The organism is Lysobacter sp. CCNWLW3, from assembly GCF_036697405.1.
GTDB lineage: Bacteria > Pseudomonadota > Gammaproteobacteria > Xanthomonadales > Xanthomonadaceae > Lysobacter.
Window position 1 is genome coordinate 178,112 of sequence record NZ_JBAHWA010000007.1, and the last position, 25,625, is coordinate 203,736.

22 protein-coding genes and 1 tRNA gene are annotated in these 25,625 nt (G+C 67.8%); 13 read left to right on the forward strand and 10 right to left on the reverse strand.

Annotated features, from left to right (window positions below):
* Positions 1 to 15: 15 nt before the first annotated feature.
* The 3 genes from phbB (V1318_RS13545) (at position 16) to phbB (V1318_RS13555) (ending at position 2,336) form a co-directional block, all read left to right on the forward strand.
* Positions 16 to 756, forward strand: coding sequence for an acetoacetyl-CoA reductase (gene phbB / locus V1318_RS13545; RefSeq protein WP_332940222.1), 741 nt, complete (start codon positions 16 to 18; stop codon positions 754 to 756).
* A gap of 244 nt (positions 757 to 1,000) precedes the next feature.
* The gene (phaR, locus tag V1318_RS13550) at positions 1,001 to 1,498 is read left to right on the forward strand and encodes a polyhydroxyalkanoate synthesis repressor PhaR (protein WP_332940223.1); all 498 of its coding nucleotides are present in this window, start codon (positions 1,001 to 1,003) and stop codon (positions 1,496 to 1,498) included.
* A gap of 97 nt (positions 1,499 to 1,595) precedes the next feature.
* Positions 1,596 to 2,336 carry an acetoacetyl-CoA reductase gene (phbB, locus tag V1318_RS13555; protein WP_332940224.1) on the forward strand — a complete coding sequence of 247 codons (741 nt, stop codon included), beginning with the start codon at positions 1,596 to 1,598 and terminating at the stop codon, positions 2,334 to 2,336.
* Positions 2,337 to 3,779: 1,443 nt separating this feature from the next.
* Here the strand turns inward: phbB (V1318_RS13555) and V1318_RS13560 are convergent.
* Together V1318_RS13560 and V1318_RS13565 are read right to left on the reverse strand one after the other, a co-directional pair.
* Entirely contained in the window at positions 3,780 to 4,712 is a 933-nt protein-coding gene (locus V1318_RS13560; protein ID WP_332940225.1) for a M48 family metallopeptidase, read from the reverse strand.
* Positions 4,713 to 4,801: 89 nt separating this feature from the next.
* Positions 4,802 to 6,637 (reverse strand): formylglycine-generating enzyme family protein, encoded by a 1,836-nt coding sequence (locus V1318_RS13565; RefSeq protein WP_332940226.1) that lies wholly within the window; start codon positions 6,635 to 6,637, stop codon positions 4,802 to 4,804.
* A 168-nt stretch (positions 6,638 to 6,805) separates the two neighbouring features.
* Between V1318_RS13565 and rnd the strand changes: the two genes are divergently transcribed.
* Both rnd and V1318_RS13575 read left to right on the forward strand, forming a co-directional pair.
* Entirely contained in the window at positions 6,806 to 7,891 is a 1,086-nt protein-coding gene (gene rnd, locus V1318_RS13570) for a ribonuclease D (RefSeq protein ID WP_332940227.1), read from the forward strand.
* 38 nt (positions 7,892 to 7,929) lie between these two features.
* Positions 7,930 to 8,005: transfer RNA gene (locus tag V1318_RS13575), tRNA-Ala, on the forward strand.
* Positions 8,006 to 8,078: 73 nt separating this feature from the next.
* On the opposite strand, the gene V1318_RS13580 is transcribed toward V1318_RS13575, so the two are convergent.
* Genes V1318_RS13580 through V1318_RS13590 form a run of 3 tightly spaced genes read right to left on the reverse strand, consistent with a single transcriptional unit; the run spans position 8,079 to position 10,670 of the window.
* A complete protein-coding gene (locus V1318_RS13580) occupies positions 8,079 to 9,464 on the reverse strand; it encodes an aspartate aminotransferase family protein (protein ID WP_332940228.1) in 1,386 nt (461 codons plus the stop codon).
* Between the two features lie 10 nt (positions 9,465 to 9,474).
* Positions 9,475 to 9,894, reverse strand: a complete 420-nt coding sequence (locus V1318_RS13585; RefSeq protein ID WP_332940229.1) for a VOC family protein — start codon at positions 9,892 to 9,894, stop codon at positions 9,475 to 9,477.
* A complete protein-coding gene (locus tag V1318_RS13590; RefSeq protein ID WP_332940230.1) occupies positions 9,891 to 10,670 on the reverse strand; it encodes an iron-containing redox enzyme family protein in 780 nt (259 codons plus the stop codon). Before V1318_RS13590 ends, V1318_RS13585 begins: the two co-directional genes overlap by 4 nt.
* Positions 10,671 to 10,846: 176 nt before the next feature.
* Between V1318_RS13590 and V1318_RS13595 the strand changes: the two genes are divergently transcribed.
* Positions 10,847 to 11,923, forward strand: a complete 1,077-nt coding sequence (locus tag V1318_RS13595; protein ID WP_332940231.1) for a hypothetical protein — start codon at positions 10,847 to 10,849, stop codon at positions 11,921 to 11,923.
* Here the strand turns inward: V1318_RS13595 and V1318_RS13600 are convergent.
* A complete protein-coding gene (locus V1318_RS13600; RefSeq protein ID WP_332940232.1) occupies positions 11,867 to 13,546 on the reverse strand; it encodes an AarF/UbiB family protein in 1,680 nt (559 codons plus the stop codon). The two genes, V1318_RS13595 and V1318_RS13600, sit on opposite strands and share 57 nt — an antisense overlap.
* Before the next feature lie 147 nt (positions 13,547 to 13,693).
* On the opposite strand from V1318_RS13600, the gene V1318_RS13605 reads away from it, so the two are divergent.
* Together V1318_RS13605 and V1318_RS13610 are read left to right on the forward strand one after the other, a co-directional pair.
* Positions 13,694 to 14,599 (forward strand): universal stress protein, encoded by a 906-nt coding sequence (locus tag V1318_RS13605; RefSeq protein WP_332940233.1) that lies wholly within the window; start codon positions 13,694 to 13,696, stop codon positions 14,597 to 14,599.
* 212 nt (positions 14,600 to 14,811) lie between these two features.
* Complete coding sequence (locus tag V1318_RS13610; RefSeq protein WP_332940234.1) at positions 14,812 to 15,321, forward strand: CDP-archaeol synthase; 510 nt, start codon at positions 14,812 to 14,814, stop codon at positions 15,319 to 15,321.
* Between the two features lie 345 nt (positions 15,322 to 15,666).
* Here the strand turns inward: V1318_RS13610 and V1318_RS13615 are convergent, their stop codons facing one another.
* On the reverse strand, positions 15,667 to 15,963 hold the full coding sequence (locus V1318_RS13615; protein ID WP_332940235.1) for a metalloregulator ArsR/SmtB family transcription factor: 297 nt from the start codon (positions 15,961 to 15,963) through the stop codon (positions 15,667 to 15,669).
* 141 nt (positions 15,964 to 16,104) lie between these two features.
* Between V1318_RS13615 and V1318_RS13620 the strand changes: the two genes are divergently transcribed.
* From V1318_RS13620 to V1318_RS13640, 5 genes are all read left to right on the forward strand, one after another.
* Entirely contained in the window at positions 16,105 to 16,977 is an 873-nt protein-coding gene (locus tag V1318_RS13620; protein WP_332940236.1) for an MBL fold metallo-hydrolase, read from the forward strand.
* Positions 16,974 to 17,393, forward strand: a complete 420-nt coding sequence (locus V1318_RS13625; protein ID WP_332940237.1) for a YeeE/YedE family protein — start codon at positions 16,974 to 16,976, stop codon at positions 17,391 to 17,393. Before V1318_RS13620 ends, V1318_RS13625 begins: the two co-directional genes overlap by 4 nt.
* Before the next feature lie 2 nt (positions 17,394 to 17,395).
* On the forward strand, positions 17,396 to 17,812 hold the full coding sequence (locus tag V1318_RS13630; RefSeq protein ID WP_332940238.1) for a DUF6691 family protein: 417 nt from the start codon (positions 17,396 to 17,398) through the stop codon (positions 17,810 to 17,812).
* 14 nt (positions 17,813 to 17,826) lie between these two features.
* Complete coding sequence (locus tag V1318_RS13635; RefSeq protein ID WP_332940239.1) at positions 17,827 to 18,381, forward strand: sulfur transferase domain-containing protein; 555 nt, start codon at positions 17,827 to 17,829, stop codon at positions 18,379 to 18,381.
* A 192-nt stretch (positions 18,382 to 18,573) separates the two neighbouring features.
* Positions 18,574 to 21,108, forward strand: a complete 2,535-nt coding sequence (locus V1318_RS13640; protein WP_332940240.1) for a cation-translocating P-type ATPase — start codon at positions 18,574 to 18,576, stop codon at positions 21,106 to 21,108.
* Here V1318_RS13640 and V1318_RS13645 read toward each other — a convergent pair.
* From V1318_RS13645 to V1318_RS13655, 3 genes are read right to left on the reverse strand one after another with little or no spacing between them, the layout of a single operon-like run.
* Positions 21,105 to 22,229 (reverse strand): hypothetical protein, encoded by a 1,125-nt coding sequence (locus V1318_RS13645; protein WP_332940241.1) that lies wholly within the window; start codon positions 22,227 to 22,229, stop codon positions 21,105 to 21,107. The genes V1318_RS13640 and V1318_RS13645 overlap by 4 nt on opposite strands.
* Positions 22,226 to 24,715, reverse strand: a complete 2,490-nt coding sequence (locus tag V1318_RS13650) for a xylulose 5-phosphate 3-epimerase (protein ID WP_332940242.1) — start codon at positions 24,713 to 24,715, stop codon at positions 22,226 to 22,228. The genes V1318_RS13645 and V1318_RS13650 overlap by 4 nt, the downstream gene beginning before the upstream one ends.
* A complete protein-coding gene (locus V1318_RS13655) occupies positions 24,712 to 25,623 on the reverse strand; it encodes a ribose-phosphate pyrophosphokinase (RefSeq protein ID WP_332940243.1) in 912 nt (303 codons plus the stop codon). Before V1318_RS13655 ends, V1318_RS13650 begins: the two co-directional genes overlap by 4 nt.
* Positions 25,624 to 25,625 lie beyond the last annotated feature (2 nt).

A 25,625-nucleotide genomic window follows, 5' to 3' on the forward strand; every position in this document is an offset into this window, starting at 1 on the left:
CGTGGAGAGGAAGACATGCAGTCACGCGTCGCACTGGTCACCGGCGGTACCGGTGGCATCGGCACCTCGATCGTCCAACGCCTGGCCCAGATGGGCCATCGGGTCGCGACCAATTACCGCGACGAGGCCAAAGGACGCGCCTGGCAGGCGCAGATGAAAGGACTCGGCATCGACGTGGCGATCGCGCAGGGCGACGTCTCCTCCCCCGAACAGGCCGAAGCGCTGGTGCGCAACATCGAAGGCCAGCTCGGCCCGGTCGACATCCTGGTCAACAACGCCGGCATCACTCGCGACTCGACCTTCCACCGCATGAGCCCGCAGCAGTGGACCGACGTGATCGGCACCAACCTCAACTCCTGCTTCAACGTCACCCGTCCGGTGATCGAGGGCATGCGCGAGCGCAAGTGGGGCCGGATCGTGCAGATCAGCTCGATCAACGGCCAGAAGGGCCAGTACGGCCAGGCCAACTACGCCGCCGCCAAGGCCGGCATGCACGGCTTCACGATTTCGCTGGCGCAGGAGAACGCGAAGTTCGGCATCACCGTCAACACCGTCTCGCCCGGCTACATCGCCACCGACATGGTCATGGCGGTGCCCGAAGAGGTGCGCAACAAGATCGTCGCGCAGATCCCGACCGGGCGCCTGGGCAACCCCGAGGAAATCGCCTACGCGGTCGGCTTCTTCATCCCCGACGAGGCCGGCTGGATCACCGGCGCCAACCTGTCCGCCAACGGCGGCCAGTACATGGGCTGGTAAAGCCCGCGCGCGCCGCGCCGGCCGGCGCGGCGTTCCCGACCGCGGGCGCCGGCGGCGCCCGTCCGGATCGCATCGATGCCGGTGGCCCGCAGCGGCCGCCGCGCAGCCGGCACCGACGGCACATCGTTTCCACCGCTTCTTGCCCCCGCGGCTCGGCCTCCCGCCGGGGTCCGCCCCTGCCTGTTGCAAGCCCCCTCCGGCTGCGCCATGCTGCAAGGCACCACGATTTTAGAGCCAAAGCTCCATGGCCTCGACCCGAGTCATCAAGAAGTACCCGAACCGCCGTCTGTACGACACCGAGATCTCCAGCTACATCACCATCGAGGACGTCCGACAGCTGATCGTCGACGGCGAGGAGTTCGAGGTCCGCGACGCCCGTTCCGGCGACGACCTGACCCGCCAGGTGCTGCTGCAGATCATCGCCGAGCACGAACAGGACGGCGAACCGGTGCTCTCGACCCAGCTGCTCAGCCAGATCATCCGTTTCTACGGCGACTCGCTGCAGGGCTTCATGGGCAACTACCTGGAACGCTCGATGCAGGTGTTCCTGGATCAGCAGGCGCAGTTCCGCAACCAGGTCGGCGGCATGCTCGGCCAGACCCCGTGGGCGATGATGAACCAGCTCACCGAGCGCAACCTGACCCTGTGGAAGGAATTCCAGCAGAACCTGTCCGGCAGCGTCGGCCAGAGCCCGGCCTCCGGCGCCGGCAAGCCTAAGGGCGACACCAAGCGCGAGCGTTGAGCCGCGCAACGATCACCGGCCGCGACGGCTCGCGCGCTCCCGCGCGCGACGCCGGAGCGTGCGCGTAGCCGGCCCGCGCCGGCGCAGGGGGACACCAATGAGCAAACGTATCGCCGTCGTCAGCGGCGGCATCGGCGGTCTCGGCAGCGAGATCTGCAAGACCTTGGCGCGCGCCGGCCGGCGCGTGATCGCGATCGACCTGGCCTCGCGCGAGGAGCGCATCGCCGCCTTCCGCGAAGAAGTGCGCGGCCTGGACGTGCGCTTCGAGGCGGCCAACGTCGCCGACTACGACGACTGCGCCGGCACCGTCGAGCGCATCCATCGCGAGGAAGGCACGATCGACATCCTGGTCAACGCCGCCGGCATCACCCGCGACACCAGCCTGCGCAAGATGGACAAGCGCCAGTGGGACGAAGTGCTGGGCGTCAACCTGGACGGCGTGTTCAACCTGTGCCGCCACGCCGTCGACGGCATGGCCGAACGCGGCTTCGGCCGCATCGTCAACATCAGCTCGGTCAACGGCCAGACCGGCCAGTTCGGCCAGACCAACTACTCCGCCGCCAAGGCCGGCATGCACGGCTTTACCATGGCGCTGGCGCGCGAAGTCGCGCGCAAGGGCGTGACCGTGAATTCGGTATCGCCCGGTTACTGCGAAACCGCGATGGTGATGGCGGTGCCCGACGACATCCGCGCCAAGATCGTCGACAGCGTCCCGGTCGGCCGCCTCGGCAAGCCCAGCGAGATCGCGCGCACGGTCGAGTTCCTGACCGCGGAAGAAGCCGGCTTCATCACCGGCGCCAATATCCCGGTGAACGGCGGCTTGTTCATGAGCTTCTGAGCGCCGCGGCACCCGTACCCGCGCGGCCGCTCGCCTCGCGGGGTACGCGGTAAGGCGCGGCGATCATCGCGCCGGCGACGATCGGAATCGCGCGCCAGCCACCCTCCGCGCGCCGCTTCCCCCTTTGAAAAAGGCGGATCGAAGGGGATTTGCTTTGCCGCAGCGCGGCGGCGCCCAATTCAACGCCAGCCCCCCCCAGATGGCAATGGTGCGGTTCGCCTGCGGCTCACCACACCCTACGGGCTGCGTTTGCCTTTGCCGTTACCTTTGCCTTTGCCGTTACCTTTGCCATTGCCGTTGCCATTGCCGTTGCCATTGCCGTTGCCGTTGCCGTTGCCGCGGCATTGAAGTCCAAAAACCCCGCACCCACACGAACAACCGTAGACCCGAAGGGCGGCGCGCAGGACGCGCGCCGTTTTTCGAATGGACAGGGACGTCCATTCGAAAAATCCCGGCGCCAGCCCCGATCTCGCAGGGGAGGTTTGGTCACACTAGCCCTTCTCTTTGGTTACTTTCTCTTGGGCTAGCAAGAGAAAGTGACCCGCACGCGCAGCGGGCGGAAGCCATTGACCTTCGTGCCAACCATGCAGAGCAAAAGCAACGGCGAATCTCCCGACGCATCCGGCCAACGCCGTAGCCGGAGTTCGCGATCGCGGCTCACGCCGCTCCCACAGAAAGCCAGCTCACCCGGAACCAACGACGCAGCCCGAGTTCGCGGTCGCGGCTTGCGCCGCTCCTACAGGGAGCTTGACGAGAGAAAGTGCCCCGCACGCGCAGCAGGCGGAAGCCATTGACCTTCGTGCCAACCATGCAGAGCAAGGGCAACAGCAGATCCCCCAACCGCCCTGTCCGCGCAATAACCGGAGTTCGCGATCCCGGCTTATGACCGAAGGAAATCCCCGTGGGACGCCGCTCCCACAGAAAGCCGGCTCACCCGAAACCAACGACGCAGCCCGAGTTCGCGGTCGCGGCTTGCGCCGCTCCTACAGGGAGCCTGGGCGAGAGAATTGACCCGCACGCGCAGCGGGCGGAAGCCATTGATCCAAAGCAAATCCGACGTCAGCGAATCTCAGTAAGACCCAAGCCAGCGCAGTAGCCGGAGTTCGCGATCGCGGCTCACGCCGCTCCCACAGAAAGCAAGCTCAACCCGAAACCAATGACGCGGCTGGAGTTCTCGGTCGCGGCTCGCGCCGCTCCTGCAAAAAGCCCGGGGCAGAGGAAATGACCCGCGCGCAGTAAACGAAAATCGTCGGCCTTCTGGCCGACCAAGCAAAGCAAGGCAACAGCACCGTAGGGTGCGGTGATAACCGCACCGTCGCAATGGTGCGGTTAGCTATCGGCTCACCACACCCTACGACAGGACGCTGAGGCCGTAGGCTGCGGTGACAACCGCACCGTCGCAATGGCCCATGCGCGCGGCGGCGCGGCGGCGCCCGCCCCGCCTCATTTCAGCGGCGGCTGACCCGCGCAATACTTCTGGTAATAAGCCTCGGCCTGCGGCATCAGCGACTGCAGCACCTGGATGCGATTGGCCGGATCCGGATGCGTGGAGGCGAACTCCGGCGGGCGCTGCCCGCCGCCCAACTGCTCCATGCGCTGCCACAGCGGAATCGCCTGGCGCGGGTCGTAGCACGCGGCCGCGGCCAGCATCAGGCCGACCTGATCGGCCTGGGTCTCGTGATTGCGCCCGTAGGGCAGCACGAAACCGTACTGCGCGCCGGCCCCGAGCGCGCCCATCACCGCCTGTTGCTGCTGCGGATCCATGCCGCCCAGTGCCACGCCCGCGGCCATCTGCCCCATCTGCACCAGCTTCTGCTGGGCCATGCGCTGCGAGCCGTGGCGCAGCAGGGCGTGCGCGATCTCGTGGCCCATCACCACCGCCAGCGCGCTTTCGTTCTCGGCGATCGGCAGCAGGCCGGTGTACACCGCCATCTTGCCGCCGGGCAGACAGAAGGCGTTGGCCTCCTTGGAATTGATGACCGCCACGTCCCACTTGAAACCCTGGTAGTCGGTCGGCGCCTGCTGCTGATGCTGCGCGGCCAGGTCGGCGGTGACCTGCGGCACGCGGTTGATCAGGCGCTGCGCGATCTCGCGCACCTGCTTGCTGACCTGGTTGTCGGGCGGCACCAGCGCGCCCTGCTGGCTGGCGTCGCCCAGCACCTGCTGGAAGGCCTGCGTGCCCAGCTGCACTTCCTCGTCGGCGCTGGCGCCGTAGTGCGCCTGCTCGCCGGTATAGGGATCGGTCTGGGCGCTGCCGAACCAGGACCAGGCCGCGTAGCCCGCGAACAGGATCAGGATCCACCAGCGGATGCCGCCGAAGCCGCGGCGCTGGCCGCCCTGGCGCTGTTGCGCGTTACCGAAGGGGTCGATCCGCATCTGAAGTCCTCCGCCCTGCCCTGGTCTTGCCGTCCGCGCCGGTGGTCCCGGCCCCGGGCGGACGCCGCGTCCGCCTGGCGCCCATCGTGTCAGATATCGCGCACCACGCGGAAGCCGATCCGCGCGCTGGTGGTGTCGGCGTCGCTGCCCTGGCGCCAGGCCGACCGCGTCTGCGCCGGCGAGCTGGCCCAGGAGCCGCCGCGCAGCACCCGCGTCCGACAGCCCGGGTTGACCCAGGCCTCGCCGTTGCGCGGCGCGCGCCGGTAGTTGTCGTGCCAGCAATCGCCGACCCACTCGCTGACGTTGCCGGCGATGTCGTGCAGCCCGAAGGCATTGGGGCGGTAGCGCCCCACCGGTGCCGGCCCCCAGGCGTTGTCGGCATAGCCGGCGAAGGCGTTGTTCCAGCGCCGCCCGGTCGGCGACGCGTCCAGCGCGCCGGTCAGGTTGCCGACCCGGGTCAGCGGTGCGCCCTCGCCCCAGGGATAGGGCTGGGCGCTGCCGGCGCGCAGCATGTATTCGAACTCGGCCTCGCTGGGCAGCCGGTAGTGGTGGCCGGTCTGCTTGGACAGCCAGGCCGCGTAGGCCATCGCGTCCTTGGCGCTGACGTGCACCACCGGCAGATCGTCGCCAGCGCGGGCGCCGGCGTAGTCGGACTGCCAATCGACGTTGCCGCGCCGGACCAGGTTGCCGCTGCGCTCGTCGTAAGCGGTGGAATAGCCGCGCCGGCTGGCGCGCGCGCGGTGCTTGGTCGCGTTCATGAAGCGGCGGAACTCGCCGACCGTGATCTCGGTGCGCGACACCGCCAGGCCACGGTCGAAGCGGATGTTGCGGGTCGGGCGCTCGGCGTCGCTGGAGCCGGCCTCCTCGGCCTCGGCGCCCATGCGGAACGCGCCGTGCGGGATCACCACCATGGTCGGCCCGCGGCCGCCGCTGTGCATGGCCTCGGTGAAGGCCTGGCCGGGGCGGAACAGGCCGTAGTGGGTGGCCAGCTCGATGCGCTCGCGCAGCTCGACCGCGGCCGGATCGCCGGCCGGCGCGATCCGCAGCAGGTTCGCCAGCAGCACGCGCGCCTCCTCGATCCCGCGCGGGCGCGGCAGCGCGGCCAGGCCAAGATCGCGCAGCCGGCCTACGCGCGCGGCGCGCTGGGTGGCGATCCGGCCCTGGGCATCGGCGGCGGTGCTCATCTTCGGCCGCACCTGCGCCGCCAGCGCCAGCCAACGATCGGCGCCGGCGTAATCGTCGCGGTCGGCGGCGACCTCGGCGCGCCGGATCAGGGCGCTCTCGGCCGCGGCGATGCCCTGACTGGCGCGCACGTCGCCGGCGCGCAGCGCCAGCGCCTCGCGGAAATAGCCCAGCGCCCCGCCCTTGCCGTCCTCGCCGATGCGTCCGGCGTTGAGCTCGCCCTCGCCCAGGCGATTGGCCTCCTGGGCCTGGTCGGCGCGGTCGACGCGCTGCAGGTAGGCATCGACCTTCTTGTTCTCCGGCGCCACCGCGCGCGCCACCGCCGCGGCCTCGTGCGCGCCGCGCAGGCGCAGCGGATCGTCGTCGATCTCGGACAGGGCCTGGTCGCCCTGCACGATCAGCATGGCCAGCGCGCGCTCGAAGCCGGCCGCCAGCTTGGCGTCGTTGGGCGCGTACTGCAGCAGCGCGTAATACAGCGGGATCGCCGATTCGGCGCCCGCATACAGGTCGCCGGCCGCCAGCGCGGCGTCGGCGCGGGCCTTGAGCGCCTTGGCGTTGCCCTCATCCACCGCGATCGCGGGCGGCCGCCAGGCCGGCACCGGCGACACCGCTTGGTCGGCGCTGATGGTCACGATCGGCGTGCGCCCGGCGGCCGGGTTCGGCGTCGCAGGCGCAGCCGGCTCGCGCGTGCACGCCGCGAGCAGCACCGCCAACGCCAAACCTGCCCATATCTGTGCGCGCAAACGTCCTCCGCGGCGTTATCCGGCGATTTACCGGCGATTCGACGGGACCGCCCCGGACCGGCGCCGACGGCGCGGGCCCGGACCGGGCGAAAGTAGGCTATTGTCGCCCGCCGCGGCAACTTCGTCGCGCCGGCACCGCCGCATCGTCCCGCACACGTTCAGATCACCATGCCCATTTGGATCTCCCAGCCTGCCGCTGTGCAGGAATATTTCGCCTCCCGGCCCGAGCGCATCGGCCTGGACACCGAGTTCATTCGCGAGCGCACCTACTGGCCGCAGCTGGCGCTGGTGCAGATCGCGGTCGGCGACGAGATCCTGCTGGTCGATCCGCTCAAGCCCGGCATGGCGCAGGCGCTGGCGCCGATCCTGGCCGACACCGCCATCCTCAAGATCATGCACAGCGCCAGCGAAGACCTGGTCGCCTTCATGCATGCCTGCAAGGTCGTGCCCAAACCGCTGTTCGACACCCAGCAGGCCGCCGCGCTGGCCGGCATCGGCGGCGGGCTGGGCTACCAGAAGCTGGTCGAGCAGCTCACCGGCGTGACCCTGGCCAAGGGCGAGACGCGCTCGGACTGGCTGCGCCGCCCGCTCTCGCCCGCGCAGCTGGAATACGCCGCCGACGACGTGCGCCACCTGTTCGCCATGCACGACGCGCTCGACGGCCAGCTCGGCCTGCTCGGCCGCCGCGACTGGCTGGCCGAGGACGCCCAGCGCACCGTCCACAACGCCGAACACGAAGGCCTGGAACGCTGGCCGCATCTGAACATGCGCAGCGCCCAGTTCCTCGACCGTCACGCCCAGCGCCGCCTGCTGCGCCTGCTGCGCTGGCGCGACGCCTACGCGCGCGACCACGACCGCCCGCGCAGTTGGATCCTGGACAACGAGCTCGCCGTCGCGATCGCCCGCTCCAACCCGGCCGACCGCGACCTGCTGCAGGCGCAGCTCGACGCCCACCCGAAAGCCCCGCGCAAGCTGGGCGACGCGGTCTGGACCGCCCTGAGCACGCCGCTGGACGACGAAGACCAGGCCCCCGACGCCTCGGTCGGCGAAACCCGCGACAAACAGCGCCTGCGCAAGCTACAGGACGCGGTCGCCGCGCGCAGCGCCGAACTCGGCCTGCCCGACGGCGTGCTCGCCTCGCGGCGCTGGCTGGAATCCCTGCTCGACCACGGCGACTGGCCCGACGCCCTCTCCGGCTGGCGCCGCGCCGCCCTGGAACCCGGCCTGGCCCCGCTGCTGGCGGCCCAGGACTAGCGCCCCCGCCACCGGGCCGCTACACTTTTAACCTACGTGGGGCGGTAGCTCAGCTGGGAGAGCGTCGCGTTCGCAATGCGAAGGTCGGGAGTTCGATCCTCCTCCGCTCCACCATTCATTCCAGACACGAAAGCCCCGGCTCGCCGGGGCTTTTGCGTTTCCGTGATCCGCTGGAACCGGCGACGTTTCAGGCGCAATACCGATCCGCGACGTGCAGCGCTTCGTCGATGATCGACAGCCCCTCGCGCATTTCGTCCTCGGCGATGTTCAGCGGCGGCGCGATGTGCAGGCGGTTGCCCATCGGCAGGGGCCACAGGCCGAGGCGTTTGCATTCCTTCGCCAGCGCGGCCATCGGCGCGTTCGCTTCGCCGCTGGCATTGAACGGGACCAGGGGTTCGCGCGTGCCGCGATCGCGCACCAGTTCCAGCGCCCACAACATGCCCAGCCCGCGCACCTCGCCCACGGACGGATGCCGTTGCCGCATCGCATGCAATGCGGGGCCCAGCACGGTCTCGCCGACCGTGCGGGAACGCTCGATCAAGCCTTCGTCGCGGTAGATGCCGATGCAGGCCACCGCCGCCGCGCATGCGAGCGGGTGGCCAGAGTAGGTCAGACCGCCGGCGTAGGGGCGCTGGGTGAAACTCTCGCTGATCGCCTGGCTCATGATCACGCCGCCCAGCGGCACGTAGCCGGAGTTGACGCCCTTGGCGAAGGCGATCAGGTCGGGCACGACGTTCCAGCGATCGATCGCGAACCACGCCCCGCAACGGCCGAAGCCGACCATCACCTCGTCGGCGATCATCACGATGCCGTGCGCATCGCACAGCTCGCGCACGCCGCGCAGGTAACCGTCCGGCGGCACCAGCACCCCGTTTCCGCCGATCACGCTTTCCAGCAGGATCGCCGCGATGCCGCGCGGGCCCTCCAGCGCGATCGTGTCGGCCAGGTGTTCGAGTGCGCGCTCGCACTCCTGGCTGTCGTCGGCCGAATGGAAGGCCGAGCGGTACGCGTACGGCCCCCGGAAACGCACGATGCCCGGCGCGCCGGGCTCGGACGGCCAGCGGCGCGGGTCGCCGCTGGCGGCGATCGCCCCGGCAGTGGCGCCGTGATAGCTGCGGTACGCGCTGAGCACCTTGTGCCGCCCGGTGTGCAGGCGCGCCATGCGGATCGCGTTCTCCACCGCCTCGGCGCCGCCGTTGGTGAAGAACACGCGGTTGAGATCGCCCGGCGCGACTTCCGCGATCAATCGACCCGCCTCGCTCGTCGCCGCATTCGCGTGGTAGGGCGCGATGGTGCACAGCGTCGCGGCCTGCGCCTGGATGGCGGCGATCAGCCTGGGATGCTGATGCCCCACGTTGACGTTGACCAACTGGCTGGAGAAATCCAGATAGCGGTGGCCGCTCTCGTCCTGGAAGTGGGCGCCGGATGCGCCGGTCACGACGATCGGATCGTTCGCGCGCGCGGCCGACCACGAGTGCAGCACATGCGCGCGGTCGTCGCGCATGGCCGATGAAGACGATGGCAGGTCCCGGCGCTGCGTCGTGCCGGCGTCGTGCACGCTTGCCTCGCGCATGGGGCGTCCTTTACGGGATGAAGGTCTGTTCGGGGTCGTCGAAGGACTTGAACTCCAGCGCGTTGCCCGACGGATCGAAGAAGAACATCGTCACGTGCTGACCCGGCTTTCCTTTCAGGCGCAGGTGCGGTTCTTCGTGGAACTCGATGCCGGCATCGGTGAGACGGCGGGCCAGCGCCTCCCAGGCCTGACGATCCAGGTTCATGCCGAAGTGCGGGACCGGCACCGCCTCGCCGTCGAAGCGCCCGACCTGCAAGGGCTTGCCGTCCGGCGCGATATGCGCCACCAGGTGATGGCCGAAGAAATCGAAGTCCTGGTACGACACGTCGCTGCGACCTTGCGGGCAGCCGATCAGCTCGCCATAGAAATGGCGCGCTTCGTCCAGGTCCCGCACCGGGAAGGCCAGATGGAACTGGGTGATCGCGCTCACGAGGCCGCCCTGCGCTGCGGCGCGCACGCGTCGAAGATGTTCTCCCAGAACTGGTTCCAGGCGGTGATGCTGCGCTCGTAGCCTTGCGCCAGTTCGGGCAACACCGAGGCATCTTCGCGAATGTAGGCATCGATAGCCGCGCGCGTCAGCTCGCCATGGACGATGTCTTCCTCGCCGGTATGGATGGTCCAGAACTCCCAGTCGATGCGATCGGCGTTCTCGCGCATGTACGGATGCACGCGCAGGTGCTCGAACATCACCGAAAGGTAGGTCTGGCACAGGCATTCGCCGCCCATGCCGCGAAGGCCCACGCCGAAGGCGGGGCCGCGCTTGCGCAACTCTTCGGTGAGACCGCCAAGGATCGCGCGGTTCGCCGGAAGAGCGATATCGATCCGCTCGCGCGGCACGCCGATGCTGGCGAGGAAACGGTCGTAGACTTCAGGGTGCGCGCGCGCGGCGTCGCCTTCGCCCAGCTCCTCCGACAGGATCTGGCTGAGCAGGCTGCGCAGCCCGCCGAAGGGCAGCTTGGCCAGCAACAGCGCGAGGTCGCTGATGTAGTCGATGGTGAAGAAGCGGTACTGCGTGCAGAACTGCCGCAGGGTGTCGACCGGCATGTGGACGAGCGCTTTCATCTTCTGCTCGGCCAAGGCTTCGGTGGCTTCCTTGGCCCGATCGGCGAAAGCCCAGAAGGTTTCCCGGTCCCAAGCGCCGGCATGCGTCGCGATGCCCGGAGAAGAGGAAGCCGCGCGCGTGTGGAAGCTGCTTTCCAAAGACATGCACTCTACCCGTTGAGCCGATCGCGGCGTCGTCGCGATCCAGCGTTAAAGGAAATGGACACCGACCGAGCATACCTGCTGGAAACGATGAAAAAGTTCACATCGCTTTGACCCGCATGTCTCGATTTCGTGCGATCCGGGCGAAATTCCGATATTCGACGCAGGCTTGATAACGCATGCTTCACATCGCGCACGCATTCACGTTCATAAATCACACTCGCGATTCATCTTTCCTCGCTCGCGACGTGCGAGCCTCAGGCTCTGCACAACATCGTTCAAGCACGCGACCGACGATGACATCCGCGCACGACATCCGCACGCCTTCGCGCGTCGATCTGCTGTGGACCGGCGGCTGGGACTCGACTTTCCGGCTGTTGCAATTACTGCTGCAGCATCGCGTCGAGGTGGCGCCGTACTACCTGGAAGATCCCACGCGCGCCTCGACGCAGCGCGAAATCCAGACAATGGAACGCATCACCGCCGCCCTGCACGAATCGCACCCGTACACTCGCGCCTTGCTGCAACCGCTGCGCCGATTCGCGGTGGAGAAGATTCCGATCGATTCCGACATCGCCGCCGCCTTGCGCGAGATCCGCCGCCGCAGCTACCTCGGCAGCCAGTATGCGTGGCTGCCCGCATTCTGCCGGCAGCAGGCCCTGCCCGATCTGGAACTGTGCGTGCACGTGGACGACAAGGTGCAGGCCTTGCTGCGTGGATACGCGGAGGAGTTCGCGCACCCGGCCGGCTATCGCAGCATGCGCGTGGATCGGGCGCACACGGGTTCGGCGGAACATACCTTGTTCGCCTCCTTCAGCTTTCCGTTGTTTCATATCGACAAGGTCGGCATCGACCGCGCAGCGGACGCCGCGGGCTGGGGCGAACTCATGGAGCTGACATGGTTTTGCCACGCGCCCCTGCGCGGGCGCCCATGCGGCACCTGCCCGCCGTGCGTGTACACCATCGAGGAAGGCCTGGCGCGCCGCGTGCCGCCGTCGCGACGCGTGGTGTCGTGGTTCTACCGCCGCTTGTTGCTGCCGCTGCGCACGACGCTGCGGCAATGGCGCGCGATCGGCCGCGGCCGGGGAAACCAATGCCCGCCGGCGCCGGGCTACGGCGCGACCGGAGCTCAGCCGGCCTTGCCGCGCCGCTATCCTCAGGGTGGCGCGGAAGCCGAACTTTCGTTGGACCAGCGCCCCCTAGCGCCCGCCACCGCTGCGAAGTATGGACCACAACAGCCAAATGCCTGCGATTGATGCGCCGATGAAGCCAAGCAGGCCGAAGAACGGCAGCCCCAGCAGCGTCGGGCCGCCCTTCACCGTCATGGCGATCGACGAGCCGACGATCAGCGCGGCGATCACCAGGCTACCCGCCAGGCGATTGGCCGAGTGACTGACCTGGCGACTGAACTCTGGCAGATGCTCCATTTGCAGGTGCAGGCGCGCATTGCCGCCGCGTACCGCACGCAACAGCCGGCGTAGCTCCTGCGGCAGCGCAGCCAACAAGCCCGCTGCGTCGGCTAAAGCACGCGCGCTGCGTCGCGCCATCGCCCGAGGACCGACTTGCGCGGCCATCGCACTGCGCAGAAAGGCTTGCGCTTGGCGCGCCATGTCAAAGTCCGGATCAAGGCTGCGCCCCAGTCCTTCCAGCGTCAGGCAGACCTTGATCAGCAACGCGAGGTCGGCCGGCAGCGCCAGCCGGTGCGCGCGCAGCAATGCCGTGATGTCCAGCAGCATGCCGGCCAGATCGAGCTGGCCCAGGGGCACACCGTGGTAATGATCGACAAACGCGTCGACGTCGATGGCCAGTTGCGTCTCGTCGACATCCGCCTGCTGGGTCCACTCGAGCAGCACCTCGGTAACCCGCTCTGAATCGTGCTCGACCAATCCGAACAACAAGCTCACGACTTCGGCGCGGCGCGCGGGCGACAGCCGCCCAACCATCCCGAAGTCTATGATCGCCAATCGCCCCTCGGGCAGCACGAAGACATTGCCTGGATGGGGATCGGCATGGAAGAAGCCATCTTCCAACATCATCTTCAGTACCGCCCGCGCCCCGCTACGCGCGATCTGCTTGCGATCCAGCCCGGCCGCATCCAATGCCGCGATATCGGCTACCGGAATGCCATCGACGAAGTCCTGGACGTTCATCCGCTCGCTGGTGAATGACCAGTGCACGGAAGGCACGACGATCTGCTCGTCTTCGGCAAAGCTTGCGGCGATGCGCTCGGCGTGTCGGCACTCCGCGGCCAGGTCGAGTTCGCGCAGCAACGAGGCACGAAACTGTCGCAGCACTCCGACCGGGTGGAAGCGGCGCAGCTCCGGAAACTTCTTTTCGGCCGTGCTCGCCGCGTACTGCAGCAGCCTCAGATCGGCCTCGATCACGGGGCGAATGCCTGGGCGCCGAACCTTCGCCACGACTTCGCGCCCGTCATGGAGACGAGCGCGGTGAACCTGAGCGATCGAGGCGGCCGCCAGCGGCTCCGGATCGAGCCAGAGGAAAGCCGATTCCGGGGCACGGCCCAGCGCCTGGGTCATTTCAGCGTGGATGGCTTCGAAGGCGACCGATGGCGCGGCGTTCTGCAGCCTGCTGAACTCGCCAATCCATTCCGGCGGAAACAGGTCGACGCGCGTCGCCAGGACCTGCCCCAGCTTGACGAAACTGGGGCCCATTTCCTCCAGCGCCCGACGCACCCGGATGTGGGGCGGCAGCGCCACCAATTCGTCGAGGCGATTCAGTGGCAAGACCTTGCCCACCCGGGCCAAGGCCTGCTCCAATCCCAATCGACGAACCAGATCGCCGAAGCCGTAGCGAATCAGAATCGCCGCCAGTGTTTGAAGCCGGCCCAGATCATGGGTTGCGATCAAGGTTTCCCACACGGCCGGATGGCTCCTTGTTTTTGTCGATTTCCCCGCCCTCTCCCACAGGCCAGGGTGTCAGTCAGAAGGTATGCCCATAACCGCGCGGGTATTTGACCTGGGTCAATGTCTGCTCGGTATTGGGCGATGAGATCCGCGCGGACTTAGTTGATCGAGGTCAAGGTGACCGCCCAGGAGCGCCGCAATAGTGCGGCATTGCAAGGTGAGAGCGCTGCCATGACCCCCAAGGATCTCGTCGTCTTCCTAGAGCCGCACCCGAGTCGCAGCCAACGGCTCGCCTACGCGGCGGCGCTGGCCAAACGCTGGCAAGCGCATCTGATCGCCACGTTCGTAACGCAACCGCTGGCACTCGACCCGCACGCGGGATTCGCGGTTGGAACGGCGATCTCCGATATGCTGGCCAAATATCGGGCCGGCACCGCTGCCGCGCTCGCCCAGGCACGTGCCGAGTTCGATCGATTGGCGGACCGACGCAGCTTCACCAGCGAATGGCGCGTGTCCGACAACGAAACCGGTGAAGTACTGATGCTGCACGCGCGGCACGCCTGCCTGACGATTCTCGGCCCGCCCGCACGCCAGAGCGCGGCGACCACGACGCTCGGTCTCTCCGAACGCATGATCTTTGCCTCGGGACGGCCCTGCCTGCTGGTTCCCAACGGATGGCCCGCCGAACGCATTGGCGGCCACGTCGTCGTCGGCTGGAACGGTGGACGCGAAGCCACGCGCGCCATTGCCGATGCGATGCCGCTGCTGGCCGCGGCCGAGACGGTGCATCTGATAGTGGTGCCGGATGCACGTATTCACGCCTTGTATGGAGAAGACCCGGGTGCCGACATGGCGGCGCACCTGGCGCGGCAAGGCGTATCCGTCGTGCTCGAACAATGCCCGGGAGAGGACGCCGGCACCGTGCTGCTCGACCGCTGTGCCGAAGTCGACGCCGACATGCTTGTGGTCGGAGCCATGGGGCGCTCGCGCATCAGCGAGTTCGTCCTCGGCGGCGCTACGCGCACGATCCTTAGCCAAGCCGAGATTCCGGTGCTGCTGTCGCGTTGAGGCCAATCGCAACGGTTGATCCGGCCCCAACTCCAGCATCGTGGTTTCGCCGACGCGGCGGCCACCGGGAGGATCGCGGTTGCGGTGGAATCCGCTTCACGCGGCATACGACGGCCTCGAACCAGGCACGGCGGCCGTAACGGACGCACCGCTCCATCCGATCGTCAACGACATCACGCCTCCCATGCGGTCTCAGTGGATGAGGGAACGCCATGACCGAACTCGCTTCCCGTTTGCTGCAGCTGCTGTACTTCATGGCCCCCGCCTACTTCGCCAACATGGCGCCGCCGTTCGTGCGCTATTGGAAAGGCTGGAATCGTCCGATTCATGCGCGCAGCCTCGGCGATCACAAGACCGTGGTCGGCTTTGCTTTGGGTGTGCTCGCCGCGGTGGCCACCACCGCGGCGCAGGCTGCGATCGATGCGCCCATTTCATTGGTGGACTATGCCCATCGGCCATGGCTTGGCCTCGCATTCGGCTTGGGCGCCATGACGGGCGACAGCCTCAAGAGCTACTTCAAGCGGCGGCGCGGGCTACCGTCCGGTGCCCGGTGGATCCCGTTCGATCAGCTGGATTTCGTACTGGGGGCCTTGCTGCTCGTCGGACCATCCGCTGGCCTTGGCTGGTTCGATGTCCTGGCGATCCTTCTTGCCACGTTGGCCGGCGACATCGCCGTGAATCGCGCAGCTTTTCGGCTAGGTATCAAGGCTACGCCCTGGTAGCGTCAGGCGTTTCCCTTCACCAGCGAGCGGCTCCGCTTCCGCGAGGCCTTCCGTGTCTGCGACTTGGCCGCCCGGCCCGTGCAAGCGGTACTTTTCCTCCGGCACTTTCGCAGTTGCACCGGTCGCCCGCCCTCGCTACCGCTTCAAGCGCCATCGTCCCGGGCGTGCCCGCCGTCCAGCGGGTCCGGCTGGTCGCGGCTGGTCAGGCCGATGAGCGCGTTCGCCGCGACGGCGAGCTCACCGGCACCCCTCGCCACATGCGAGTCCTGCACGCAGACGAGGTGGGCCGTCGGCGGCACCGCAGCACCGACCGGCCGCGCTGCGCGCGAGCGCGCCGAAAGCTGGTCATCGTCCGGCCTCCTGACCGCCGCAGTAGGCGACGTAGAGCGCATCGAGCACGCTCGCGGCAGGCCCCTCGGCGAGCGAGTAGAAGATGGTCTGCGCCTCGCGGCGGGTTTCCACCAGCGCCATCTCGCGCAGCACGGCCAGGTGCTGCGACAGAGCCGACATGCTCAGCCCGGTGATCGGCTGTAGTTCGCCGACCGAGGATTCGCCCTCCACCAGCTGACACAGCACCAGCAGCCGTGCCGGATGGGCCAGCGCCTTGAGCAGCGCGGCGGCCTCGCCGGCATGACGGGACATTTCCTCGGGCGAGGGCTGGATACGGGGACCGGATTGCTTCGCTGAACGAGCCATGGCGGGTTTATTTTAGAGACTGCTTGACAAGCTCAAGCGACGGATATAATTTAGCAATATCTAAAGTTAGAAACAAGGCGCAGCGCCGTGAATCCCCAGGTCGAAAGCTTCTACGACAAGGCGACGTTCACCTTCACTTACGTCGTCTACGATCGGGACGGCGGCCACGCCGCCATTGTCGACCCCGTGCTCGACTACGACCCCGCCTCGGCCCGCACCTCTACCGCGTCGGCCGACCGCGTACTCGCATTCGTGCGCGAGCATGCGCTGACGGTCGACTGGATCCTCGAAACTCACGCGCACGCCGACCATCTCACCGCCGCGGCGCATCTCAAACGCGAGACCGGCGCGAAAGTCGCGATCGGCCGCGGCATAGTCCAGGTGCAGGCGCGCTTCAAGGCGCTGTTCGGGCTGGGGGACGACTTCCGCGCCGACGGCAGCCAGTTCGACCATCTGTTCGCCGATGGCGACAGCTTCCGCATCGGTGCGCTCGAGGCATGCGTGATCGCTACGCCAGGCCACACCGACGATAGCCTGACCTACCTGATCGGCGACGCCGCCTTCGTCGGCGACACCGTGTTCGCGCCGGAAACCGGCACCGCGCGCACGGACTTCCCCGGCGGCGACGCGCGCAAGCTGTACCGCTCGATCCGCCGGCTTTTCGACCTTCCGGAACGGACGCGGCTGTTCCTGTGCCACGACTATCCGCCGGAAGGGCGCGAGGCCCGCGCGCAGAACTCGCTCGACGAGCAGAAGCAGCGCAACCTGCACGTCGGCGGACAGGCCGACGAGGACAGCTTCGTGAAACTTCGCAGCGAGCGCGACGCCACGCTGCCGGTGCCGAAGCTCATCCTGCCGGCCTTGCAGGTGAACATCCGGGCCGGCGAACTGCCGTCGCCCGACGTCAACGGCATCCGCTATCTGCGCCTTCCGCTCGATCAGATCGGAGGCGCCAAGTGAGTATGACCTGGCTGACCGCCGTTGCCGGCGGCGTGTTGATCGGCCTGTCGGCGACGCTGTTGCTCTGGCTCAACGGCCGTGTCGCGGGCGTGAGCGGCATCTTCAACGGTGTGCTGTTCCCGCAGCGCGGCGACGTCGCGTGGCGGGCCGCGTTCCTGGTCGGCCTCGTCGCCGCGGCGGGCCTTTATATCGCGTTGGAGCCAGGCGCTCCGCAGCCGCGCGCGGACTTCCCGCGCGCCGGCCTGGTGGTCGCCGGCCTGCTGGTTGGCTTCGGCACGCGCATGAGCAACGGCTGCACCAGCGGACACGGCGTCTGCGGCCTCGGCCGCCTGTCGATGCGCTCGCTGGCCGCGGTTACGACCTTCATGGCCACGGCGATCGCGACCACCTTCGTTGTGCGCCATCTCTGGACCTGATCATGAAGAAGCTCTCGCTTTCTGCGCTCGCCTCGGGCGCGCTGTTCGGACTGGGGCTCGCGATGTCGGGAATGACGGACGCGCGCCGCGTGCTCGGCTTCCTCGACCTGTTCGGCGATTTCGACCCAACGCTGATGTTCGTGCTCGGCGGCGCCGTCGCCACCACCATGCTGCTGTTCCGCTATGTGCTGCGTCGCGGCAGCCCGATACTGGCCGACACGTTCCACCTTTCGAACTTGAAGCGCGTCGATCGCCGCCTGCTGGGCGGGGCGGCGATCTTCGGCATCGGCTGGGGCATCGCCGGCTACTGCCCGGGGCCCGCGCTGGCGGGACTGGGCGCCGGCTCGACCGAGGCATTGTGGTTCGTGCCTGCGATGATTGCCGGATTGTTGCTGCATCGCCTCGTCGATCGCGCTTGAAGAGGACTCCCGCCATGACCTCACGTCTGCCCATTGCCGTGTTCTCCCTGTTCGCGTCCGCCGCCGTCGCTGCGTGCGCGACCACGCCAGCGCCCCATGCCGCGCCGCCGGTGGCCGGCGCCGTATCGCCGACTCCGGGCGTCTACGCCGCCGGACGGATCGCGGCGGCCGACATCGAGCGCCTCCGTGCGGCCGGCATCCGCCAAGTGATCGACCTGACGCCCGATGACGAGACCCCGGACTTCGACGAGGCCGCGGCCGTACGCAGGTCCGGGCTGGCCTACTCGAACTTGGCGCTGCGCGGCGCCGCCGACCTGACGCGCGACAACGCGATCGCTTTCGACGCTCTGATGCGCAGTGCGCAGCGGCCCACGCTCGTGCATTGCGCCAGCGGCAACCGCGTCGGGGCGATGGCCGCATTGCGGGCGGCGTGGATCGAAGGCCGCTCGGCCGACGAGGCCGTGGCCATCGGCAAGGCGTGGGGGCTCAAGGGGCTGGAGAGCGAAGTCCGCCTGCGGATCGAGGCCGGCCCGGAACGGGCCGGACGGCAATCGTCGCAGCGCCCCTGATAGGCCCAGGAAAGACAGCGATCGATCGCACCGCCGTCAGATCCGCGACAACTCTTAGCGCGATCGCGGCGGGATAGGCCGCCGGAACGCGGCGGCCCGCCCTCCTGGGCGCGGATCGCCAACACACGACGGTTTGACCAAGGTCAACTCGCGCAGGCGCAGCCGGCCCATGCTTGGACGGATGGTGTGCCGATGAATACAGACGACCACAACCCAAACGCCTGTTCACAGGGCTTGTCGAGCGCGGAAGCGATCCGTCGTCTTCAACACGACGGACCCAATCTTCTGCCCCAGCCCGACGGTCGCAACTGGCTGCGCATCATCTGGAGCGTTCTACGCGAGCCGATGCTCCTGTTGCTGATGGGGGCCGCCGGCATCTATCTCCTGCTGGGCGATCCGCAGGAGGCCGCCGTCCTTGGGGCGTCCGTAGCGCTCGTCATCGCGCTCACCGTCTACCAGGAATACAAGTCCGAGCGGGCCCTTCAGGCATTGCGCGATCTAAGCAGCCCGCGAGCCTGCGTGCTGCGCGATGGCCGGACGCAATGGATCGCGGCGCGCGAGGTCGTAGTGGGCGACGTGATCCTGGTGGCCGAGGGTGACCGGGTGCCGGCCGATGCCTGCGTTCAGGACGCGAACGATCTGACGCTCGACGAGTCCATGCTCACCGGGGAATCGGTGCCGGTGCGCCGTTCGCCTTCACCCGGTGGCGAGCGCGACGAACACCTGATACGCGCCGGCACCTTGGTGGTGACCGGCCATGGCACGGCCGAAGTCAGGGCCATCGGCATCGATACGGCCGTGGGCCGGATCGGCGTGGCATTGCGCACGCTGCGCTCGCCGCCAACACCGATGCAGTTGGAGATTCGGCGCGCGGTCATTCTTTTTGCGGCGCTCGGACTGGGCTCCAGCGTGCTGATGACCTTGCTGTACGTCGCGGCGCATGGCGGTTGGCTGCAGGGCTTGCTGGCGGGCATCACGCTGGCGATGGCCAACATCCCGGAGGAGTTTCCGGTCGTTCTGACGGTATTCCTGGCATTGGGCGCCTGGCGCATGGCTCGGCACAAGGCGCTGGTCCGTCGGGCTCCCGCAATCGAGGCGCTGGGCTCGGTCACCGTGCTATGCACGGACAAGACCGGCACGCTGACTGAGAACCGCATGTCGGTAGCCGAGTTGGTCACGGACGAAGAACGGGCCGTCCCGGCGGATGTTCTTTCCACGGCCATGCGGACCCTGCTCGCCTGTGCCGACCTGGCCAGTCCGGACCAGCCGTTCGATCCGATGGAGCGGGCTATCCACGCCGCAGCAACGAAGCTGTCCGATCCGCTTCCGCGGGAGGGTTGGCAGCGGCTCCGCGAGTACCCCCTTTCGCGCGAGCTGCTCGCGGTGGCCCACGTCTGGCGCCTGCCCAATACGACGGCATTGCAGGTCATGTGCAAAGGGGCGCCGGAGGCGATTGCCGACCTATGCGGCCTGCAGGGCGAGCATCGAACGGCGGTCCTGGCGCGGGTCGACGAGATGGCTCGTCGAGGTCTACGGGTGCTCGCCGCGGCATCGACCGCATGGAATGAGGATGCGACCGGGCTTCCGTCGACGGCACGCGGCTTCCGGCTCGAGTGGAGAGGCCTGATCGGACTCGCCGATCCGTTACGTGCCGGCGTTCGCGAAGCCGTGGCCGAGGCGCAGGCGGCTGGCGTTCGCGTGATCATGCTGACCGGCGATCACCTGGAGACCGCCCGCGCCATAGCCACGCAAGCGGGCCTGACGAACTCGGATACGGTGGTATTGGGGAGCGAGCTGGCGCTAGACGGACCTTCTTTGGCCCAGCGAGCCCGCGATACCAACGTGTTCGCCCGCGTACAGCCCGATCACAAGCTGCGGCTGGTCGATGCGCTGAAGCGCGATGGACAGGTGGTTGCGATGACCGGCGATGGCGTCAACGACGCGCCCGCTTTGACTGCGGCCCACGTCGGGGTGGCGATGGGACAGCGCGGGACCGATGTCGCCCGTGAAGCGGCATCGATCGTCCTGCTAGACGACAACTTCGTCACGGTGGTGCATGCAATCCGACAGGGTCGCGGCATTTACGACAATATCGTTCGTGCCATTCGCTACATCCTCGCGGTGCACGTACCCATCACCGGGCTGGCGTTGCTGCCACTGCTCTTCGGCGGTCCCCTTATGCTGTTTCCGCTGCATGTGGTCTTTCTGGAGCTGATTATTGATCCGGCCTCGACGCTGGTGTTCGAACGCGAACCTGCCGCACCCGATGTCATGCAGCGGCCGCCGCGCTCACCTGCCCGGCGGCTGCTTGATCTGCGGACTTTGTTCGGCAGCCTCGGACAGGGGCTGACGGTATTCGCGGCGGTGGCGGCGGTCTATGTCCTGGGACGCGCAAGCGAGGTTTCGGCGGCCCAGCTGGCCGCACTTTCATTCACGGCGCTGGTCATAGGCAACCTCGGATTGATCGTCGTCAATCGTGCCGGCGCCTCGCGATGGTGGCGGCAATCCAATCCGGCGTTCTGGATCGTAACGCTGTCGGCGCTCTGCCTGCTGTTCCTGGTCACCCGCTTCGAGGGACCGGGACGCGCCTTCCGGTTCGCGCCTGCGCCGTTGGATCTGTCCTTGGTGGCGTTGCTGCTGCCCTTGTTGGGACTAGGCCTGATCGAAGGCTGGCGAGGGATGCGCAGACGGCGGGCGCAAGGCGACGCTACGGCGCAAGCGCGCTAGTGTCCGCACGCCGCCAGGGCCGCGCAAGCGGTTGCGATCTCGCCTTCCTCATCGATCTCGACGCGCCAGATGCGTATCCGACCGGCCGGCGCATCCAGACGCGTTTCGCCCCGATGGTTGGCGCCGTCGTCCAGCCGCAAGTCAAGCCAAGCCAGATACTCGACGATGGCGTTTCTCACACTCGCGGCGTTGGCGCCGATGCCTCCGGAGAAAACCAGGTCGTCGATACCACCCAATCGCGTCGCCATCGCGGCAATACCTTGGGCGACGCGCAGCGCAAACACGTCCAGCGCCAGCGTGGTCGCCGGATCGTCGGACGCGAGCAGCTCGCGCATGTCCCCCGACACGCCGGAGATCCCGCGCAGCCCGCATTGGCGATACAGCGCCTGCTCAAGCGTATCGACGGTGAAGCCCTCCTGGCGCAGAAGGAACAACATCGCCCCCGGATCCAGGCTGCCGCTTCGGGTGGCCATCGGGACGCCGTCCAATGGCGTCATCGCCATCGTGGTGTCGACACTGCGGCCAGCCTGCACAGCGCACAGGCTGACGCCGCTGCCAAGATGCGCCAGCACCACCCTGCCCCGTGCGATTCCACCCTCCAGGGGCGGCAACAAGCGCATCGCGGAAGCGAAGGCCAAGCCATGAAAGCCGTACCTCCGGACACCGAGTGCGTCCCAGCCCTGCGGCACCGGTAGACGCCGCGCGTTGGCCGGCAGGGTCGCATGCCAGCTGGTGTCATAGACACCGCATTGAACCGCGCCGGGCCAAAGCGTCGCTGCGCTATCGACCAAGGCAAGCGCAGCTGGTTGATGCATCGGCGCCAGGCTCGCGAGCCTCTGCAGCCGCTCGATCTCGGTCGCGTCGAGGATTCGCGCGGTTTCGGCATCGCCGCCATGGACGATCCGGTGGCCTACCCAACTGGGCGTCGATAATCCGAGGGCATCGGATGCCTGAGCGAGCAAGGCCTCCGGGCTGCCGCTGGAGTTGTTGAGCGCGATTTCGATGCGCTGCGAGGGCATGGACCCTCCTGCGCCGGGGCGTAGTCCATCGAAACGCGCAGCCTTCAGCGTCGCCGACCCCAGATTCAGCACCAACAGCGCCCCCTCGTCGGGCGTCGTCATGCGGGGGCCTTCTGCCACAACACCGCCGGCACCCCGCGCCCCATGACGGCGTCGTACTCCGCAGGCGAGAGCCAGGCCGACGTCGATCGCCCCAGCAGCTCGGCCGCTGCCGCGACGGCATGCCCCCAGGTGCAGCGATTGGCGAACATCAGGCCATCGACGTCGAGGGTGCCGCCGCGGTTCCCGTACCCCAGTGCCCGGGTGAGACCGGGGCCATCGTCCAACCGGCGCAACGCGCCGAGGAACGGCTCGGGGCGTGTATGCGTCACGAACAGACGAGGCTGGCCTGGAATGAACCAGCGCAGCAGGGCTTCGTCATCGTGGACGTGCTCGGCTTCCAGTTCGTCGCGCGGGACCCGGAAGCACCCGGGTTCGCCCAGGTAGATCAGATTGGCTACCACGTCATGGTCGCGCAGCCGCTCCCAGGCGCGACGTACCGCAGCGAGCTGGTATGCACCGGTGGCGACCAGATCGACCTCGGCATCGGGGCTGTACGCCAGGTGCAGCACGCCGTCGCGCAGCAGGGCCGCCGCCTGCTCACCGTCCAATAGCACCGGTAGTTCGCGTTTCGGCACGACCAACGCGGCGATGCGCCCTTGCTCGCTGTATACGGTTCGCAACGCGGCTTGCGCGGCATTGGCATCCGGCGGGAAGATCACGCGCACCGCATCCTGCATCTCGCCGAGCAAGGCTTCCGCCAAGGTCGGATCCTGGTGAGACTGCTCGTTCTTGGCGTTCTCCCACGTGTGCGAGGTCAGTACGAGCGGTACCGACAGCCAGCCTGGTGGGCGTCCCGCCTGGCGCAGCTGCCGGGCAAAGATCAGTTCCTGGCGTAGCGCGCCGAGCATTTTCACGGCGAAAGCCTCATATGTAACGACCAGGTTGATGCCGCCCTTGTTGGCGAGCGCCGCGCACACCACAGCCTCTTCGTTGAGCGCGGTGATGACCGCGCCATCGCAGGCCTCGGCCACGCCGGGCTCGGGTGCGTGGACGCGATGCTTGAGGCGGTCGAGGCTGCGGTCCAGGCGGTTGCTGCGCAGTTCGTCCGGATTGCCGACACGCGGCCGCAACTCCGGGTTGACAGCCACCGTGGCCACGAAGCACTCATCGAGCGCCGCCATCGGTGCGACGGTTTCGCCCGGCGCGCGCCAATTCGGCTCGGGAAGTATCGGCAACGACACTACCCGCGTGGCCAGCGCATGGTCTCGCTCCAGGGGTCTGCGTTGCGCATCGTGCGTCGCCAGCGTGGACACGGCCTCACGCAGCTCCGTTTCCGTCACGTGCAGGCGTTTGCAGGCCGCGTTGAACTCGCCGCGGGCGCTTTCATCGCCGGAAGGATTACCCGCCAACGGCAGATTGTGCGCGCGGTTGGTCCCGGCGCCAGGAAAGCCGAAGCCCTTCGGCGCCTGAGCGACGCCATAGCGCAAAGGAGTCCCGGTATCGAACCCCGCCGTGAGATGGGCATCGAGCCTGGCTTGCTGCCGCAACTCGATGGCGTGAATACCCCAGACAAAGCTCGCCGGGTCGCGCCCGTCGAGCCCGATGGGTTGGAACCCGTTGAGCTGCAAGTGCGCATGCAACCAGCGTTCGCCGCCCTGCTGCGCGATCTGGGTGCGCTGCTCGATGCGGCGCCCGTTGAGAATCATGACGGGCGCGATGAATCCGCAATCTTCGGGGCGCCACCAGCGCGGCGCCCAGTCGCTGCCGCGCTGTTCTTCGAACGCGCCATCGCTGAGGAACGCGACCAGCCGTTCGCCCGGCAATGCGACGTGGGCATAGTGCAGCTCGGCGAAGCCCAGGTAACCGCCTTCCTGGAGGCTGCCTGCGGTATGCGCATTGACATGCGAACCCAGCGGCGATTCGGGGCGGCCATCGGCGCGCACGGCGTACGAGTAGAAATCGCCAACGAAGCGCGAGAGCCGGGCATCGTCCAGACCGTAACGCTCCGCATGCGCGGGGCCCATGTTGCCCACCAGCAGGTTGATCGCATCGATGGCGGCCACGCAGTGACCCTGCCCCATCAGCCAACCCCGCGTGTGCCCCGTCAGGGCATTGAGGGCGAGATAAGCCACGTACGCCGGCACCATGTTCAGCGAACCACCGGTGTGCCCTTCGGGATGCGATTTGAAATCCGGAGCAGACAGGTCGCCGCCATCCAGTCTGACTTTGCGGGCATACGTCATATGCACGACCAGCCACATGGCGGCGCAGGCCAGGCGATCGGCAGCAGCCAGTCGGCGATACGCCGTACCGGCATCCGGCACCGATCCTTCCGCCACCAACGTCTTCACCAGGGCATGGATACGAGCCTGGGTCAGCGGATCGTGAACGATAACGCCATAGCCCGCCGCCCAATGTGCGAATGCGGGATCCGCAGCGCGGCAGCTCGCGGCGGAAGCTTCGATCTGCCGCCGCAAGGGCGGATCCAGTTCGCTGTTGACGCCACAGGCCAGGACGAGTTCTTCGGGAGTTTCGTCGTAGGTCATGTTCGAACCTCGCTTCGGCGTTCGGCCAAATGCAGTGCGACTGCGGTCGCTATCGGTTCGGCCAGGCTGATCGCATTGCTGGGATGGACGATGCTGTCGGTGCTCACGACCCGATCCGCTCCGGCTCGCTGCAAGCATTCCCACGCATCGCCCGCGAAGATCGGGTGAATCACCACGCACACCGCCGGCGGCAACCGCATCCGGGCCAAATGCCCGAGCGCGGCCACCAGAGTACGGCCGCTGGACACGATGTCGTCCACGAGCACGGGCGTATAGCCGCGCAAGCGCTCGCTGTCCGGAAGGCTGACTTCCACGTCGCGATCGCCGCGACGGGTCTTGTGCAGCACCTCGTACGGCACGTGCGCTTGCTGGGCCACATCGGCCACCCATTGCGCACTCTCGCTGTCGGGTCCGATCAGTATCGGCTTGGCGACCTCGCGACGGATCCAGTCCGCCAGCCGAGGGGCTGCGGCAACGGCCGTGACAGGGATCCGAAACACATTGTCGAGCGCGGCGATGCGATGCAGATGCGGATCCACCGTTACCAACCAGTCCACGCTCTCGCCCAGGAATTGCGCGAAGGCGGTCGCGCTGACGGCTTCGCCGGGACGAAACCGGGCGTCCTGGCGCATGTAGGCTAGGTACGGCGCCACCAGGCCGACGCTGCGGGCACCTAGCTCCCGCGCGGCCCGTGCGGCGAACCGCAGCGGCAATGCCTTGTGGTCGGGATCGTTGAGGCTGGCGAACAGGACGACGTCCGTACCGGCAACGCCTTCATCGACCGCGACCAGGGATTCGCCGTCAGGGAAATGCCGCCACTCCAGACGCCCCAAGCGGGCACCGATGCGGTCTGCGACGGCCGCCGCCGGCGATCGGTCGCCCGGTAAGGAAAGCAGAATCGGCATCATGG

Coding starts and splice junctions, on each gene's coding strand:
- V1318_RS13590 (WP_332940230.1), bottom strand. CDS start 10,670: ATGTCTTTGGAAAGCAGCTTCCACACGCGCGCGGCTTCCTCTTCTCCG.
- V1318_RS13580 (WP_332940228.1), bottom strand. CDS start 9,464: ATGCGCGAGGCAAGCGTGCACGACGCCGGCACGACGCAGCGCCGGGAC.
- phbB (WP_332940224.1), top strand. CDS start 1,596: ATGAGCAAACGTATCGCCGTCGTCAGCGGCGGCATCGGCGGTCTCGGC.
- phaR (WP_332940223.1), top strand. CDS start 1,001: ATGGCCTCGACCCGAGTCATCAAGAAGTACCCGAACCGCCGTCTGTAC.
- rnd (WP_332940227.1), top strand. CDS start 6,806: ATGCCCATTTGGATCTCCCAGCCTGCCGCTGTGCAGGAATATTTCGCC.
- V1318_RS13645 (WP_332940241.1), bottom strand. CDS start 22,229: ATGACGACGCCCGACGAGGGGGCGCTGTTGGTGCTGAATCTGGGGTCG.
- V1318_RS13640 (WP_332940240.1), top strand. CDS start 18,574: ATGAATACAGACGACCACAACCCAAACGCCTGTTCACAGGGCTTGTCG.
- V1318_RS13630 (WP_332940238.1), top strand. CDS start 17,396: ATGAAGAAGCTCTCGCTTTCTGCGCTCGCCTCGGGCGCGCTGTTCGGA.
- V1318_RS13560 (WP_332940225.1), bottom strand. CDS start 4,712: ATGCGGATCGACCCCTTCGGTAACGCGCAACAGCGCCAGGGCGGCCAG.
- phbB (WP_332940222.1), top strand. CDS start 16: ATGCAGTCACGCGTCGCACTGGTCACCGGCGGTACCGGTGGCATCGGC.
- V1318_RS13595 (WP_332940231.1), top strand. CDS start 10,847: ATGCTTCACATCGCGCACGCATTCACGTTCATAAATCACACTCGCGAT.
- V1318_RS13635 (WP_332940239.1), top strand. CDS start 17,827: ATGACCTCACGTCTGCCCATTGCCGTGTTCTCCCTGTTCGCGTCCGCC.
- V1318_RS13615 (WP_332940235.1), bottom strand. CDS start 15,963: ATGTCCCGTCATGCCGGCGAGGCCGCCGCGCTGCTCAAGGCGCTGGCC.
- V1318_RS13650 (WP_332940242.1), bottom strand. CDS start 24,715: ATGACCTACGACGAAACTCCCGAAGAACTCGTCCTGGCCTGTGGCGTC.
- V1318_RS13655 (WP_332940243.1), bottom strand. CDS start 25,623: ATGATGCCGATTCTGCTTTCCTTACCGGGCGACCGATCGCCGGCGGCG.
- V1318_RS13610 (WP_332940234.1), top strand. CDS start 14,812: ATGACCGAACTCGCTTCCCGTTTGCTGCAGCTGCTGTACTTCATGGCC.